Annotated in this window: 15 protein-coding genes and 2 pseudogenes; 9 read left to right on the plus strand and 8 right to left on the minus strand. The window is 38.5% G+C overall.

Annotation, left to right across the window (positions count from 1 at the left end):
• The first annotated feature begins 117 nt into the window (after window positions 1-117).
• The 4 genes from HU823_RS11145 to HU823_RS11160 all read left to right on the plus strand — a co-directional run bounded on the left by HU823_RS11145 (window position 118) and on the right by HU823_RS11160 (window position 2,750).
• Complete coding sequence (locus HU823_RS11145) at window positions 118-762, plus strand: FMN-dependent NADH-azoreductase (RefSeq protein WP_197222091.1); 645 nt, start codon at window positions 118-120, stop codon at window positions 760-762.
• A gap of 120 nt (window positions 763-882) precedes the next feature.
• Window positions 883-1,491, plus strand: coding sequence for a nitroreductase family protein (locus HU823_RS11150; protein ID WP_197222092.1), 609 nt, complete (start codon window positions 883-885; stop codon window positions 1,489-1,491).
• Window positions 1,492-1,625: 134 nt separating this feature from the next.
• Entirely contained in the window at window positions 1,626-1,802 is a 177-nt protein-coding gene (gene ytzI, locus HU823_RS11155; RefSeq protein WP_144702616.1) for a YtzI protein, read from the plus strand.
• Between the two features lie 24 nt (window positions 1,803-1,826).
• Entirely contained in the window at window positions 1,827-2,750 is a 924-nt protein-coding gene (locus HU823_RS11160) for a DNA-3-methyladenine glycosylase family protein (protein ID WP_197222093.1), read from the plus strand.
• A 54-nt stretch (window positions 2,751-2,804) separates the two neighbouring features.
• Here HU823_RS11160 and HU823_RS11165 read toward each other — a convergent pair whose 3' ends face one another.
• The 8 genes and pseudogenes from HU823_RS11165 to HU823_RS11195 all read right to left on the minus strand — a co-directional run bounded on the left by HU823_RS11165 (window position 2,805) and on the right by HU823_RS11195 (window position 8,679).
• Window positions 2,805-3,734 carry an ATP-grasp domain-containing protein gene (locus tag HU823_RS11165; RefSeq protein ID WP_197222094.1) on the minus strand — a complete coding sequence of 310 codons (930 nt, stop codon included), beginning with the start codon at window positions 3,732-3,734 and terminating at the stop codon, window positions 2,805-2,807.
• A gap of 90 nt (window positions 3,735-3,824) precedes the next feature.
• Window positions 3,825-5,033, minus strand: a complete 1,209-nt coding sequence (locus tag HU823_RS11170) for a DUF4129 domain-containing protein (RefSeq protein WP_197222095.1) — start codon at window positions 5,031-5,033, stop codon at window positions 3,825-3,827.
• Window positions 5,027-6,244 carry a DUF58 domain-containing protein gene (locus HU823_RS11175; protein WP_197222096.1) on the minus strand — a complete coding sequence of 406 codons (1,218 nt, stop codon included), beginning with the start codon at window positions 6,242-6,244 and terminating at the stop codon, window positions 5,027-5,029. Before HU823_RS11175 ends, HU823_RS11170 begins: the two co-directional genes overlap by 7 nt.
• Window position 6,245: 1 nt before the next feature.
• The gene (locus HU823_RS11180) at window positions 6,246-7,193 is read right to left on the minus strand and encodes an AAA family ATPase (protein WP_197222097.1); all 948 of its coding nucleotides are present in this window, start codon (window positions 7,191-7,193) and stop codon (window positions 6,246-6,248) included.
• Window positions 7,194-7,357: 164 nt separating this feature from the next.
• Window positions 7,358-7,654 (minus strand): annotated as a pseudogene (locus HU823_RS21900) (3D domain-containing protein); the annotation flags it as partial.
• Window positions 7,655-7,678: 24 nt separating this feature from the next.
• Window positions 7,679-8,023 (minus strand): annotated as a pseudogene (locus HU823_RS22290) (peptidoglycan-binding domain-containing protein); the annotation flags it as partial.
• Window positions 8,024-8,168: 145 nt separating this feature from the next.
• Entirely contained in the window at window positions 8,169-8,327 is a 159-nt protein-coding gene (locus HU823_RS11190; protein ID WP_144702596.1) for an aspartyl-phosphate phosphatase Spo0E family protein, read from the minus strand.
• 187 nt (window positions 8,328-8,514) lie between these two features.
• Window positions 8,515-8,679: an aspartyl-phosphate phosphatase Spo0E family protein gene (locus tag HU823_RS11195; protein ID WP_144702593.1), complete on the minus strand. Its 165-nt coding sequence runs from the start codon at window positions 8,677-8,679 to the stop codon at window positions 8,515-8,517.
• 306 nt (window positions 8,680-8,985) lie between these two features.
• On the opposite strand from HU823_RS11195, the gene HU823_RS11200 reads away from it, so the two are divergent.
• From HU823_RS11200 to HU823_RS11220, 5 genes are all read left to right on the plus strand, one after another.
• Window positions 8,986-10,302 (plus strand): hypothetical protein, encoded by a 1,317-nt coding sequence (locus HU823_RS11200; protein WP_197222098.1) that lies wholly within the window; start codon window positions 8,986-8,988, stop codon window positions 10,300-10,302.
• Window positions 10,299-13,091, plus strand: coding sequence for a DEAD/DEAH box helicase (locus tag HU823_RS11205; RefSeq protein WP_197222099.1), 2,793 nt, complete (start codon window positions 10,299-10,301; stop codon window positions 13,089-13,091). Before HU823_RS11200 ends, HU823_RS11205 begins: the two co-directional genes overlap by 4 nt.
• Before the next feature lie 174 nt (window positions 13,092-13,265).
• Window positions 13,266-14,156, plus strand: a complete 891-nt coding sequence (locus HU823_RS11210; protein ID WP_197222100.1) for a hypothetical protein — start codon at window positions 13,266-13,268, stop codon at window positions 14,154-14,156.
• 18 nt (window positions 14,157-14,174) lie between these two features.
• Window positions 14,175-14,945, plus strand: coding sequence for an SDR family NAD(P)-dependent oxidoreductase (locus tag HU823_RS11215; RefSeq protein WP_197222101.1), 771 nt, complete (start codon window positions 14,175-14,177; stop codon window positions 14,943-14,945).
• A gap of 131 nt (window positions 14,946-15,076) precedes the next feature.
• A complete protein-coding gene (locus tag HU823_RS11220) occupies window positions 15,077-15,355 on the plus strand; it encodes an HU family DNA-binding protein (RefSeq protein WP_066236049.1) in 279 nt (92 codons plus the stop codon).
• Window positions 15,356-15,501 lie beyond the last annotated feature (146 nt).

The following is a 15,501-nucleotide window of genomic DNA, read 5'->3' on the forward strand; positions in this document are numbered from 1 at the left end:
ATAATTAAAAGTTTAGTGCTTGACAAAAGTAAGTTATGGAATTATGATGTAAAAGAATCAACTTACTAAAGAGAAGTTAATCACTAATTACAACAGACATAAAGGAGAGAAACAAAAATGAAAGTACTTTACATTAACTCTAACCCAAAACCAATGGATCAATCGTTCGGACTTCGCCTAGGACGTCACTTCTTAAACGAACTGTCTAATCAAAACGAAAACGTAGAAATCGAAACGGTAAATCTTTATGAAGAGAACATTCCGTTCATCGATGCCGATGTTCTAGATGCTTGGGGCAAATTAGCTGCAGGGCAAGAGCTTTCTCCATCACAAGTAGAGAAAACAAGCCGTATGGGCGAAATTTTAGAACAATTCCTTTCAGCAGACATGTATGTTTTTAACACACCAATGTGGAACTTGAGCTATCCTCCAATGCTTAAAGCATATATCGATAATGTAGTGATGGCAGGAAAGACGTTTAAATACACAGAGAACGGCCCAGCTGGATTATTAGGCGGCAAGACTGCTGTTCACGTTCAATCTCGTGGTGGTGTATATTCTGAAGGTCCTGCTCAAGCTTTTGAGTTCACGAACGGATACCTTCAAGGTGTGATGGCATTCATCGGAATTACTGATTATCATCATGTATTTACAGAAGGTATGGCAGCAGCACCAGATCGTGCAGAAGAAATTTTGGCTGATGCAAGTGAAAGAGCGACTGAATTGGCTAAAGAATTAGTATCAGCGAAACACAATGCATAATTTTTGACTTCAACTGATAACCCACTATAATTGGTGGAATAGTAACGAGGTGTCAACGAAACGTGGCACCTCTTTATTTTATAGAGAAACCATCAGAATGCGGAATAGGGAGTGGAAGAAATGAACGAAACATTTAAAGTTATGGAAGAACGATCTTCTGTACGTTTGTATCAGAAAGACAAAGAAATTCCGAGCGAAACACTTCACCAGATTTTTGAGATGGCTGGGAAAGCTCCATCAGCATGGAATCTGCAGCACTGGCGTTTTATTGTAGTAACATCTCAAAAACAAAAAGAAAAGCTTTTCCCGATTGCTTATAATCAAAAGCATGTGCTGGATGCATCAGCTGTAGTGGTAGTCTTAGGAGACACAGAAGCAGATAAAGTAGCTGCAGAAGTATTTGAAAAAGCTCCAGAAGAAGCAAGAAATATGTTATTGAAAAATATTAACTCTGCCTATTCACAAGGGCGTGCGATCGGCGAAAGAGAAGCACTTAAAAATGCATCACTCGGTGCGATGCAGCTCATGCTTGCTGCTAAAGCAGTTGGTGTTGATTCATGTCCGATGACAGGATTCGATCATGCTGCTATTGTGCCTGCTCTTGGAATTCCAGAACGATTCATTCCTGTAATGATGATTACATTAGGATATGCTGACGTGCCTGCAAAGCCTACAGAACGCTTCGATGTTAATCGTATTGTGATGCATGAAAAATATGAAGAAAAGTAAATAATAGCTAAGCAGTTGTGTCTGAAATTGGGCATAGCTGCTTTTTTCATACCATTTATGCATCGTGAACTACGTTTGTTTAATGGGAAAATGTGCTATTATACAAATAAAATCAGTTTTGGTAAGGAGTCTGTATGAGCATATTAACGATTTCAATATTAATTACCCTCGTTATCATTATCTTCGTCGTAATTATTTTCGCAGCCGCCATTACAAAAGGTTATGCCTATAAACATACAATCGATCAGTTAGACGACAATCCCTATATAAATAATGAAGATAACGATAAAGAGGTAAAAGAGGGTAAGTAGCTTCAATAAGAAGGGATGGTTAGGATGGAGTTTGTGATTGAACCTAAACCACCGTTTGATTTTCAAAAGATGATGCAGCGACTAACGGTTACAGGGAAAACTCATGTCTTAAAACTCAATGAACAATTTACAGAATACGAAAAAATAATCAGGATAGAAGAAATTCCTTGCTATGTAAAAGTAGTATCGAGCGGAACGGTTACTAACCCTATTCTGAACTGTAAAGCAATACCTTTAATTGGTCGAGTATCTGAAGAGGCAGTTAAGAAAAAAATACAACAATTGTTTTCAACAGAAGTCGATCTGTCACCTCTTTATCACCACTTTGAAGAACACGAGAAATTGGTTGGAGTCCTGCAACGCTTTGAGGGGTTAAAGCTTCTGACAGACACGGACCTGTTTGAGTCTATTGTAAAAATTATTATCGGCCAGCAAGTAAACTTAACTTTTGCTGGAACGTTGACCGAACGCCTGATTGAGCTTGCTGGCGATAAAGTGGAAGTAGAGGGAAGTACATTTCAAGTGTTTCCAACTCCAAATTCTGTTGCAAAGCTAGAGTATGAAGACCTTCGTGAGCTTCAATTCAGTCAGAGAAAAGCCGAATATATCATTGACCTAGCAAAGCTTATTGCAGGAGGTACTCTTGATTTAGAAAGCTTATGGAGTATATCGGATGAAGAAGTTCTACAAGCTCTGTTGCCTATAAGAGGGATAGGGAAATGGACGATCGAATGTCTTTTAATCTTTGGTATGGGAAGAACGGATGTACTGCCTGCTGCAGATATTGGATTAAGAAATGCCATCCGTCAAGTTTGGAAGTTAGATGAACAACCATCAGAAGAAGAGGTAAGGGTGCTTGCGCAGGATTGGACACCGTGGCGTACATATATCACTTATTATCTATGGGAGAGTTTAAATCAGACTCCTGTAGTTGTGGATCATACTTAATAGCTTAATAAAAAGGTGAGGGCATATTTTGAGATGACCGTCACCTTTTTATTATTATAATTCTGTACCTAAAAACTCCGCGATCGCCTTCATGCCATATATATTTGCTTCTGCTTCAGCATCACGGTTGTAGTTCGTATTCGTGTTTACATCATACGCATATACGTTTCCACTCTTGTCCGTAATGATCTCGATACCGGCAAATGTAATGCCATTTGCATCTAAGAATGCTTCATAACTTTCTTGATTTGGTAAAACAAAGTCTTTAAGAATCTGAAACTTTGGCGTTAGATTCTCTGTCTGATCTGTAATCGGACAGAACTGATCACCTATCTGACAAGCATCAGCCGGACAAAGTTCGAATCCATCAGAAGTATCTACTTGAACGGCATATAAAAATTTGCCGCCAATAAATTCGCAGCGCACGATATAAGGTTCTGGTGCTTCGATATAATCTTGTAGCAGAGTAATTCCGTCGATGGATTCATCAAAATTCTCCGAATGTACATAAGACTCTAGTGCAGTTTGCGTTTGGAACAATTGAACGCCTTGACCCTTACCCGCACGGTTGTGTTTCGTGATGAAAGGGCCGTTAAATTTCGTTGCAGCATGTATCAGTTCATCTTTTCCGTAAGCGGCAATCGTTCTGGGAACAGGTATATGAAATGCTTTTAATGCGCTGTATTGTTTCACTTTACTGATCTCGAGCTGAAGCGCTCTTGAGTCGTTAAATACTTTACGATCATAGCTCTCAAGCCAGGATAGTACCGCAGACGTGTATTCAGGTGAATATCGGTGTCCTCTCGTATGAGAGGAGGCACTCATTCTGTTATAGAAAATACCTTGTGGTGGAGCTTCTGTCAGATCTATGTGTCCTTTTTTCATATGCCAATCTTCATAAGGTAGTCCGAGTTCTTCAAAACGTTGGAATAACGGAGCAGTCCATTCACTATTCTCATGAATCACATATATTTTTTTTGTCATAATATCCTCCTTGTATGCAAGAAATCCGACTAATTATATATTATTAGTCTATATTAAATGAGGTGGTATGAACAGAAAAAAGAAGCCGTCTTATTTCGGCTTCTTCTTCAAGTGATCCGACTTTTCAAATTTTTTCAATGCACTTACATACTGATTGTACTCCTCATCAGAAATGCTCTCTTCACCGTAACGTACTTTTTCATAAGCAGCTAAAACAGAATCTGCATCTTTTCCGGATAGTTCAAGTCTTAGAAACCAGTTCACCGCAGATTCACCAGGCTCTCTTCCAAATCCCTTCTTATCCATCACTTTTTCAAATTGTAAAAATTTCTTTCTAGTCCTGTCTTTGGAGTGAAGCCATCTTTTCTTGCCGATCAACTGGCTGTTCGCATATGAACTATCAAGAACTGAAATGTTTCCATTAAGCAAAAGGCTGGATTGATTGTTGAATATATTTCTCTTTTTCCAAAGAAAGAATATGACGATGATGATAAGAATCGCGATTGTCGTGTATAGAAGCATCGGAGATTCCGCAAGTGTTTCAGGACGCTGCTCTACTATGTCCTCTGTCTTATTACTCAATTCCATCTTTCCGCCTTCTTTTGTATTAAACAATTTCTTAATCATTTGAATCAATGGGGGAAGAAGGGAAAGCAACTCCCAAAGAGGAACCGCCAAAATATAATACAAAATGAAGAATACACCGTCTAGAATCCAATAAATTAGTTGTTTTAACGGTCCTAATACAGCAAGGATCACCCCGCTTAACCCAACTAGCGTTAAAGGAACAGCAAAATCCTTCATTACGATCCGAATAGAATCATTCTTAAAATAGTGCAGAGTCATTTTAATGAGCAACATGAGCATGAATTGTGTCCAGATTGCTCCATATATGACGGTGTAGCCATCTTTAAAAAAGAGCGAAAGAATGAATGTTAACACTGCGCCAAGACCAAAAATTAATTCAAGATCTGTCTTAAAAGGATCATTCCAATTTTCTGCGCTTCTCCACATAAGGACGATTGAGATCAGAATGGATAAAAGGAGAGAAGAAGTCATATACCAAAACAACAGTGATGATAAGATCACAACAGCAAGAAGTGTGATCTTATTTAAGTTAGGTTTGTAAAGGTATAAAGCTCCGCTAACCGCGATAATTGGAATGAGATTTGACGTGAACCATACGAATTCAAACCACGTTGCACCACCTGAAAAGATAGTCATGAAGATAAATACAAGCATGGCATCAAAGGTTACGTTCAATCCATAAAGTGAAAACTGCTGATTTTTCTTTAGCATGATGCGACCTCCGATGAAAGGTATGGCATCAGTATGGCATGTTCTTCGTTATGCTCGACATAAAAGGTTCTTCCACCTGATCTAGACCACTTCTTAATTAAGATTTGAGAATTTTGATCAGTCGGAATATGACCTAAAAAGATGACGAAAGGACTCGTTCCAACAAAACTACGATCCATCTTATTCCACATGATCTGAGGTTTCACGATAACATTAGATCGGTCAATCCTCGCCAGACCTTCAAGGATACTGCTCAGGTGGATCGCTCCGCTTCCAGTTGGCACATGATACATCCCCATCGGACCTGGAACTTTAAAATTAATGAACACTTCAAAAGGAATCCCTTTTTCAGCAGCAAATTGACACATGTATGCCAAGTGACTGATCTCGTTCTCCATATCCTCAAGAGATTTCATCTCTTTATGATCAGGAAGTATCGTATAAACAAATGTCCAGTGATATACAACTGTTTTTTCAAAAACTTTTGTTTGAAGCGAGCCTGAGCGTGCTGTAGCTTTCCAATGTATTTTATGAAAAGAGTCTCCTGGAGAATAGTCTCGGTTACCTGCAGGAAGAGATACGTTCTCAAATAATGCAAAAGGTCTTACAGCTTCACCGCTACCTTGAGAAAACAGATGCTCAATACGATGAACAGGGAGTGGCCTCGGGTAAACGACAATTTCTGTTGGAAATATACCGTTATAAGCCAAGGCTTGACCACTTAATGAAAGAGGATCTTGTACTTGAAGTGTCAAATTGGAAATTCTTGTTGTTCCTCTTCTTGTAGCAGTATAAGGTATTGTTTGTGTAAAAGCTGTTTGGCGATAGAGTGCAAAATGACGCTTAACTTCAATTCTTCCTTTTGAAGTATTGTTGGACTCAACATGACCTATGACCTCTATCGGAGCTCGATGTGTGAAGATGAGCTCTCCTCTATAAGAAGGCCACCTTCCTTTATGAACAAGTTTTACATGGAACTGATCTGTATCACCCGGAAACAAACGATGAACTTGTTTAGTAGTATCTAAAACAATGTCCTTTGTTGCTGACCTAGATTGCAGCAATAATGTTCCATACAAAAAAATGATCGCAAGTCCTAATAAAAACAAAAATGGAATATTACGATAAAAACCTATCAAAAGTATTAATGGGCTGAAAATAACTAAGGCCCGAAAGATGGATTTAATCCATACCTCGCTGTTCCATTGCATGTTATCTACCTGCCTCAGATTCTACAGGGACAATAATAGCTTCAAGGATCTCTTTTAACACTTGATCTTTCGTTTTTCTCATCGTTCCTTCCATCGTCAATACTAATCGGTGAGTTAAAACATAAGGAGCTACGAATTGGACATCGTCTGGAGTAACGAACGTTCTTCCTTGTACATAAGCAGCGCCTTGAGCAGCTCTCATAAAGGCAAGGGTACCACGAGGAGACACACCGTTCTCAATAAATTCATGACTGCGGGTCGCGTGAACGATGGATAGTAAATAATTCTCAACACTATCACTAACATGAATGTGCTTTACTTCTTCTTGCATGACTAATATATCTTCTAAAGTGAAGACAGGTTCTAAAGAATCTTGTGGGTTATTTTTACGATACATGTGAAGCATTTCTTTTTCTTGATCGTAGTTTGGAAAACCAGACGGTAATTTCATAAAAAAACGATCAAGCTGGGCCTCAGGAAGGGGGAATGTTCCGTGAGATTCAATAGGGTTCTGTGTTGCTAGAACTAAGAAAGGAGACGGAAGGGGAAGGGTTTCACCATCAATCGTAACCTGTCTTTCTTCCATCACTTCTAATAGACTAGATTGTGCTCGAGGAGTCGCACGGTTAATTTCATCTGCTAATAAGATGTTCGTCATAACTGGACCGGGACGCAACTCAAACTCTTGATGCTTCGGATGAAAGAACTGTATGCCCGTAATATCAGCGGGAAGGATATCGGGTGTGAACTGAATTCTTTTAAATTCTCCACCTATTAATCGGGCAAGGCTTTTAGCAAGTACAGTTTTTCCTGTTCCAGGTACATCTTCTAATAATAAATGACCTTTATTGACGATTGATATCATCGTTAATTCGACAAGTTCTTCTTTTCCTGTTAACACTTCAGCTATTGCATTTTTAATTATTGTCATCTGATTCTTCATGTTCATTTATGTACATCCTCTCAAAAAAGTTAATTTAACTTTATCATTATTATAATATTTAGAAAATAAAAAATGTAATATTTTTGAAATTAATGTAAACATAAAAAAACTCACAGCGTCTTTTTAAGCTGTGAGCAAAGAAAAGATGAGGTACAGTGACCTCATCTCATTTAGTTTAAAATTGTAATATTTACACTTTTTCTTCCCCAATTAACGGCATCAGAATAGTTCTTCATAAATACATCAATTTCCTTACCATTGATTCCACCACCGGTATCATCAGCCACAGCATAACCATAACCAGGAACATAAACAACAGATCCGATAGGAATAACGTTTGGATCAACTGCTATTACTTTTGCATAAGGAATTTCTTTTAGATTTGTACCATTGAAAGTTGTACCGCTACAGCCTTCACAACTTGCCGTATAGGCAGTCGCAGCAACAGTCATACTCTTTTTTGTAACGTTATTTTGAATGCTGTTAAACGTTTGAGGTCCAGCAATACCGTCTACTGATAAGCTCTTAGCTCGTTGATAGTCTGTTACGGCTTGCTTAGTAACGGGACCATAATAACCTGTTGTTACAGCAAAATCATAGAATCCTAGCGCTTTTAATTTTCCTTGAAGTTCATATACGTCATTGTCCCAAGTACCCGGTCGGAGAGTGTGATCCCCCATTGCTGCAAATCCACTAACGGGAGCAGAAACGAGCAATCCGAATGCCAGAGCCCCTGTAATTACCCATTTTTTTATCATGATAACTCCTCCTAATATGTATAATTGGTTAAATACGCCTCGGTTGCCAATTATACTAATCGAATGTAACAAACTCATTAGGAGAAGATAACAAACAGATTACATTACTATTTTCATATAATAATAGGTAATTATGGAATTTAATAGATATCCATGATGTGCGATAGGATAAAGTAGAGAATAAGATTCTTAAACGACAAATTTCCCAGGAAATAGACAAAAATTACGAGTTATCGCTAGGCTCACCAATAAACTCATCTAAGCGATTCAATAACTGATCTAATTCCTGACTGCAGATTACTGTTTCTTTAGCAGTTAAACCATATGTTTTGCCAAGACATAACAATACTTCACGTTTTTCCTCAATTAATTGCAATAACATGTTTCATTCACAACTTTCATGAGAGATTTTGTCTTCACTTAATATGCAATAAATTTACAAAAAGAAAAAGGGTTTCGTCTAAAAAAGTGATAATGTTACAAAAATCTACATAAGGCTGGGGTTCTATGTCGAATTCAGATGGAAGGTCTTTTGAAAATTAAAAAACGACCTGGATAAAGGTCGCTTTTTATGCTTTTTGTTGGATTTCAGCGTACTGATTTAATAATTGGTCGAGCTGTTGGCTTATTGTGACCAGTTTAGGGTGTGTTAGTTCATAGTTTAGTTGATTTGAGATTCGATATAATTCTTCTCTTAATAGGAGAATTCGTTCTTGAATACTTTTTTCTATCATAAGTAGTTCTTCCTTTCGGGATGTAACGACTAAGAAGTCTCTATGGCAATTGACTGGCATATCATTAAAGATAAACCTAACTCCACGGAACTTCTTTTCAAATAACTTATACTTTGGTTCATGCTTGTACAAGCCTTTATGAGACACTTCACTTAAAATTATCGGTAAAAATTGGAATTGTTTTAGGTGTTAAATGTGTATCTTTGGTCAATTTCACCGGTTTCCTTTAAAATAGATATGATATACATGAATGAGTCTAGATGTATTTTGCTATAATTGGTAATAAAAAGAAAGGGGGGAGACGGAATGAAACCAACTGAAGAGCATAAAGATAAGGGCGAAACTCAAGTTCATTATGAAACGCCTGAGCAAAAAGTTCAAAACACACATTCTGTTCAACTATGGCGTGAGTATTTTTCAGAACGGTTTGAAACATTCGAGAGACGTAAACTGCAAACCGTCTCCTTTCGAGATCTCGCAGACGGAAAAGATACGAGTTATACGTTTGTTCATATTTACCGAGATTATTACCCTGCGCTCTTAAATGCAGGACAATTCTTTGACGAAGATATTGCGTTGTTATACAAATATCACGTACAGATCGAAACGCTGCTCCGATTGTTTTCTTTTGAAGCTCAGTATGGTGTGGCTACATATATGCAATCGAACTTTGATGCTACCGTTGAGAAACTATGTGATCAAATGTATATTACATTAAAACAGATCGACAGCAAAAAGTTACTAAATGAGAATAAAAAGCTTGTGGAAGAAAGTTTAAGCAACTTTCAGAGTTTATATGAGATTCCACCTAAGTGGGGACATCTTCTATTTTATCTATTCCAGATCAGCTGGTCGTTACTTTATATTGAACAAGCTTGGGTGTCTAAATATGAAAAGCAGCTTTTAGAAGAAAAAGAGAGTGGCAAAACATCTCAAATGCTCGAACTGGCTCTTGTTCATTTTGCCTTTGCAAGTGGAAATGAAGAACTTGCTTTCAAACGACTAACTCAGTGTGAGAAAAAAGTAGACATGGTTCATTATCTCGTTTGGATGAAGTTATTGGTAGACAAACAAGAATGGGATCGCCTCTTGTTATGGCTGCTCGATCTTAAGCCATATTTCTTAGAAGGTGTTGGTACGTACTATTATCATTCCGATTCTCGAGAGTTTTTTCATGAATACTTAAGCTATTTTTGGAAGTACGCTCAACACACAGGTGACGAGGATCAGTATGAAGAGATGCTGATCGAATTTTTACCCATCACGTTCTATGAGTATGGTGAATATTTGATGGTGATCGGTGAGCATGAGAGATGGGTGGAACTGCAAGTAATCATGGGCTACTCACCAGAGTTGATTCAAAGAAAAGATCTAAAAGAGGTCGTGTCTTTTCAAAAAGAATCTGCTTTGCCGATCTATCATCAAGCGATCGATAGGCTTATTAATGAGAGGACAAGAAAATCTTATCAATCCGCCATTAAACATTTAAAAACGCTTCGCACTTTATATTTTGATCTTGGAGAAGAAGAACGTTTTTCACAGTATATCAATCAGATTGCTACAGTTTATGGGCGGCTTAGAGCCTTTCAGGAAGAGCTTAGGAAAGGAAAGTTTATTTCATGATCGATACAAGCAATCTTTTGCTACACGCGAAATGGCTTCATGGCAACATGGTTTTATGGGCCACAAAACATCAAAAAAGAGTGCATGTAAACGACTGGAAACCTCTTTTATTTACATGGCATAAGCCTTCATTTTACGGGACGTTGCTAGATGTTGATGATGATCAGAATGTTTATTTGGATGCTGGGGAAGCATTTGATCTTTTTAATCGCTACCCCGATTTTTTTCTGGCGGAAAACAATTGGGAAGAAGATTCTTGGGCTTTTGTAAGAGAGGCTAACGATGTCTTTCGTTTGATGCAAAAAGATAAGGTTACTCCTGATTACGAGGCATGGAAAACAGGGGTATGGGCATGGAGAACGGATGGAGAGAGAATTGAATCGGCGTGGTTGAATGAAGCTCTCTCTACATTGCCACATGACGGAAGTACTTACTTGCCTTCAAACTTTAACAGAGATCGTATGAAGGGGGTACCTCGACAGATTATATCGGCCTTAAATCACTTGAATGAAGACGAATGGCTGATTAAGATTGGCTGGAGAAAAGATCCGAAACCCTTTGATATCATTTTTGAACTGTCTGAACCTGCTAATGATGGTGAAGGTAGTGAAGATATATGGAAGCTGAACGTCATTCTTCAAGAAAAAGATGATGGAATAGCTGTACCTTATCTCGGAAAGAGCACACTTCTCCCAGAGGAATGGAAACCTTTTAAAGAGATGTTAGAATCTGATATAGAGCTCGTAACAAAATTAATCTCATGGTTAAAACCAAATACACGTAAAGAAATTCGTAATGAGATAACCGAAAAAGAGGCTTGGGATTTTTTAACGCTAAAAAGCGATCTGTTAAGGCAGATTGGACTTACCGTTGTCCTTCCAGCATGGTGGCAGACCGTTCAAGAACTTCAACCGAAAGTAAAAGCAAAGATAAAAACAAAATCGCAGCAATCTGGCGGTGCACCGTCTTTCCTTGGATTAAATGCAATCATGCAATTTGATTGGCGAATGTCAACGGGGGACGAAGAGCTTACAGAAGAAGAGTTTCGAAAACTCGTTGATGGCAGCAGAAGACTCGTGCGAAGAAACGGTCAATGGTACAGAGTCGATCCTGAGTGGATGAAACAAGTACGGCATCTTATTAAAAACGTGGATCGTACAGGCATACAGCTAAAAGATGTGTTAGAACAACATCTGCTAAACATGGAAACCAACCCTGCTGAAGATGGTCTTGAAGGAATAGAGTCAGAAGGACCGATGCTTGACATTGAGTGGGATGAACCATTGAACGCATGGATGGATCAGCTTACAGAGATCAAGACATTACCTATTCAGCCAAAAGCTGAAAACTTGATCGGAACGTTAAGAGACTATCAAAAGACAGGTAGTTCATGGATGTACTTTCTCCGGGAATTCGGTCTTGGTGGTTGTTTAGCAGATGATATGGGACTAGGGAAAACCGTTCAGACCATTGACTATTTCTTAAAAGTGAAAGAAAAAGAAAAGCACGAAGGCACTTTTTTGCTCGTATGTCCTACTTCTGTAATCGGAAACTGGCAAAAGGAGCTTCAAAACTTTTCACCGACTTTATCGGTAGGTCTTCATTACGGAGGGAACCGGAAAAAAGGAGATCAATTTACTGAGTGGTACAAAAAATTCGATGTTGTTATCACTTCGTATACGACATGCCAGCTTGATTTTAATGAGATGAGTGAAACGTTTTGGGAAGCGATCGTACTCGATGAGGCACAGAACATCAAGAACAGTTATACAAAACAATCAAGAAGTATCCGCAGGCTGAACGGACGTCACAAGATTGCGTTAACGGGAACTCCTGTAGAAAACAGGCTTCTTGAGCTATGGGCGATCTTCGACTTTCTAAACCCAGGATATTTAGGGAGCGAACCATCGTTTCAGAAAAAGTTTGTAGTACCAGTTGAGAAAGACAATGATACGTTGCGTTTACAGCAGTTAAAACAGCTTGTTCAACCATTCCTGCTGCGACGGACGAAGATGGATCCAGCGGTACAGCTTAATCTGCCTGAGAAACAAGAGATCAAAGAATATTGTCCATTATCAAAAGAACAAGCTTCTATGTATGAAAGACTTGTTCAAGATACGTTTGAGCAGTTAGAAAAAGTTACAGGGATGCAAAGGCGTGGATTATTACTCGCGATGTTAGGCAAATTAAAGCAAATCTGCGATCATCCGGCTCTTTATACGAAGAATGATAAGCTAGGAAAACTTGAGGATCAGTCTATTAAATTTGCAAAAACGATTGAATTGATCGATGCAATTCTTGAAAAAGATGAAAGGTGCTTGATCTTTACACAGTTTATCTTTATGGGTGAATTAATAAAGAAGTATGTGGAGAAAAAGTTTGGCAGATCCGTTCTCTTTTTGCATGGAAGTCTAAGCAAGCAAAAACGTGACCAGATGATTGAAAGTTTTCAAGACGGAGAGCATCCGATCTTTATTTTATCTCTAAAAGCTGGAGGAACTGGTCTCAACTTGACCGAAGCCAATCACGTTATTCATTATGATCGATGGTGGAATCCAGCTGTTGAGAATCAAGCGACTGATCGTGCCCATCGTATCGGACAGAAAAAATTCGTGACGGTGCACAAGATGATTACGCTTGGCACATTAGAAGAGAAGATTGATATGATGCTCGAGAGCAAAAAAGAACTTTCAGAAAAAGTGATTCAGAGTGAAAATTGGATTACGGAACTATCAACAGACGAATTAAAAGATCTATTTACGCTAAGAAAAGAGTGGGTAGAATCTTAGGAAAAGCACAGCGAGTGAGCTGTGCTTTTTTGTGTGCTTCCCTGAGCTTGGTTTTCGGTTGAATGAATTTCTAATTTATAGAAGCGTCTTTTTCACGAGTTTTTTGATAAACTTATACTATTATCCAAAAATTAGGGGGAGAACGATGCAGTTTGAATCATATCTAGCTTGGGTATGTCCAGTATTTTTCTTATATTATTAATCCTCATCTATAAGAAAAAAGCGACTCATGAAGAATCTAACATTGGGTGGAAACTGATCGGTTACTTTTTGTTAGGTACGTTTACGTTTCGCATTGATTCATTGGTATTGCCTGTAGGTATTTCGATTTTCTTACTCTTTTTTCTTCCTAAGCTTATCCTTAATAAGGATGCAAAAAAGTGGGCTGCTTCTCTCGGGGTGTTATCTTTTTTATCAAGCATTATTGTGAACTACTCAGTAACAGCTTTCTATGAAGAAGTGCTTCATGTTAAAGCAGCAACAAATGTGTATGAGATGAATTTTTATAATGAGTATGAGAAGGTAAAGAAAGCGCTACATGCAGAGGGAGAGCTTGCAATAAACAATGTGGAAATCAACTTTAATAGCGATGGAGAAGTTCGGCAGTTTAATTATGAAACTTCTTATTATAGAGATGGAAGAGATATGAATGCATGGATCTCGTTGCATGATGGGAATTATCAAATAAGTACACATGTTATGGATGAAGAGCTCGAAATGGTAAATCGTGAAAACTTTATTTCTTCACCTAGCATTTATTTTAAAGCTCTCGATCTGCATGGCTTAAAAAATATGGTGCCAAAGGGTAATTCCTATTACGTGAGTTTTACGAACTCTGATGCAATCCACCTTGATAAGAACAGCTCTCTATGGAATATAGAGAGATCAGGTATTACTGAAAAGACAGCAGTAGCCGTAACTGCTGAAGGCAATTCTGAAACCGAGGAAGAAACGGAATTTGAAGCTTATCATATTAGCATCAATACGATGAATGCTATGGGAGCGGGAGCCTATCAGTCAGATCAAGTCCGTTACTTCATCATTTCCCCGGAACTTTTTAACTAAATAGAGGAGGTCATATACGTGTATCTACCGTCATTTTCACTTAAAGGCAAAACAGCACTCGTAACGGGTGCTGGAAGAGGGATCGGACAAGCGATCGCGATTGGATATGCAGAAGCCGGAGCGGATGTGATCATTGTATCCCGAACACAATCTGATCTGGAAAAGACAGCACAGTTGATCGAACGTGCAGGAACAAAGGCGTATCTTTTTGAAGCGGACGTTACGAACAAGGATCAGGTTAAAGGAATCTTTGAAACACTAGATTCAGAGCAGGTTGGGGTCGATATACTTGTGAACAATGCTGGAATGAATATCCGATCAAAAGCTTTAGATGTATCTGATGAAGAATGGGATACGATCATGCACACGAACCTTCGTTCAGCTTTTTGGTTCTCACAGCAAGCTGGTCTACGAATGAAGCAAGCTGGAGGAGGAAAGATCATTACAATTTCTTCTGTTGCTGGACATGTTGCTCTTCGTACCGGCGTAGTCTATGCCTCTACCAAGGCTGCGATCATACAGATGACAAAGAACTTAGCTCTTGAGTGGGGACAGTACGGCATAAATGTGAACAGCATCGGACCGTGGTATTTTAAGACACCATTAACTGAGAAACTTTTAGCCGACGAGAAATATTTACAAGATATACTCGCTGTTACTCCGCAAAAGAGAGTAGGAGAACTACCGGACCTTGTGGGACCAGCGGTATTTTTAGCTAGTGAAGCAGCTGATTACGTGAACGGCCAAACACTATTTGTTGATGGTGGAATGACCATTCAAGGGTTCTGACTAGAAAACGAATTATTAAACTATATAAATATTTTTCGGAATTTTGTATCTTTCTGTATGAAACCTATTTTTTTCGTTAATAATGTTGCTACACAAGCAGTTCATTCAATGTTTGAAGGGAGCAACTTATAATGAAAAAGATGGATTTAGTAGATGCAGTTCGAAATGCAACGAGTATGAACAAAAAGGAATCAGCGCTTGCCGTTGATGCAGTGCTAGATGCGATTACAGATGCTTTGAAAAACGGTGAAAGCGTGCAGCTTATCGGTTTCGGAACATTTGAAACAAGAAACCGTAACGCAAGAAAAGGACGTAATCCTCTTACTGGTGAAGAGATCATGATTCAGGCTAGCAACGTACCTGCTTTCAAGCCAGGTAAATCGCTAAAAGAAGCGGTAAAAGCCGTTTAATCGTCAGCAGATACGAAAGACGCTTTCCTCGAGGAAAGCGTCTTTTTGTCATATTTAGGCGAAAAATAAACGAATTTGACGTGCGAATTCCTGAAAAAAATAAAGGAAAATAGACCCTTTTATTTAATTTATAGACGTTAAGAAAG

Source organism: Fictibacillus sp. 18YEL24, from assembly GCF_015903855.1.
GTDB lineage: Bacteria > Bacillota > Bacilli > Bacillales > Fictibacillaceae > Fictibacillus > Fictibacillus phosphorivorans_C.

Excerpts from the sequence above, each read along its gene's own strand:
- HU823_RS11170 (WP_197222095.1), bottom strand. The coding sequence starts at position 5,033 with ATGCTAAAGAAAAATCAGCAGTTTTCACTTTATGGATTGAACGTAACC.
- HU823_RS11165 (WP_197222094.1), bottom strand. The coding sequence starts at position 3,734 with ATGACAAAAAAAATATATGTGATTCATGAGAATAGTGAATGGACTGCT.
- HU823_RS11145 (WP_197222091.1), top strand. The coding sequence starts at position 118 with ATGAAAGTACTTTACATTAACTCTAACCCAAAACCAATGGATCAATCG.
- HU823_RS11180 (WP_197222097.1), bottom strand. The coding sequence starts at position 7,193 with ATGAACATGAAGAATCAGATGACAATAATTAAAAATGCAATAGCTGAA.
- HU823_RS11175 (WP_197222096.1), bottom strand. The coding sequence starts at position 6,244 with ATGCAATGGAACAGCGAGGTATGGATTAAATCCATCTTTCGGGCCTTA.
- HU823_RS11150 (WP_197222092.1), top strand. The coding sequence starts at position 883 with ATGAACGAAACATTTAAAGTTATGGAAGAACGATCTTCTGTACGTTTG.
- HU823_RS11160 (WP_197222093.1), top strand. The coding sequence starts at position 1,827 with ATGGAGTTTGTGATTGAACCTAAACCACCGTTTGATTTTCAAAAGATG.
- HU823_RS11210 (WP_197222100.1), top strand. The coding sequence starts at position 13,266 with ATGTCCAGTATTTTTCTTATATTATTAATCCTCATCTATAAGAAAAAA.
- HU823_RS11200 (WP_197222098.1), top strand. The coding sequence starts at position 8,986 with ATGAAACCAACTGAAGAGCATAAAGATAAGGGCGAAACTCAAGTTCAT.
- HU823_RS11220 (WP_066236049.1), top strand. The coding sequence starts at position 15,077 with ATGAAAAAGATGGATTTAGTAGATGCAGTTCGAAATGCAACGAGTATG.
- HU823_RS11195 (WP_144702593.1), bottom strand. The coding sequence starts at position 8,679 with ATGATAGAAAAAAGTATTCAAGAACGAATTCTCCTATTAAGAGAAGAA.
- HU823_RS11190 (WP_144702596.1), bottom strand. The coding sequence starts at position 8,327 with ATGTTATTGCAATTAATTGAGGAAAAACGTGAAGTATTGTTATGTCTT.
- ytzI (WP_144702616.1), top strand. The coding sequence starts at position 1,626 with ATGAGCATATTAACGATTTCAATATTAATTACCCTCGTTATCATTATC.
- HU823_RS11205 (WP_197222099.1), top strand. The coding sequence starts at position 10,299 with ATGATCGATACAAGCAATCTTTTGCTACACGCGAAATGGCTTCATGGC.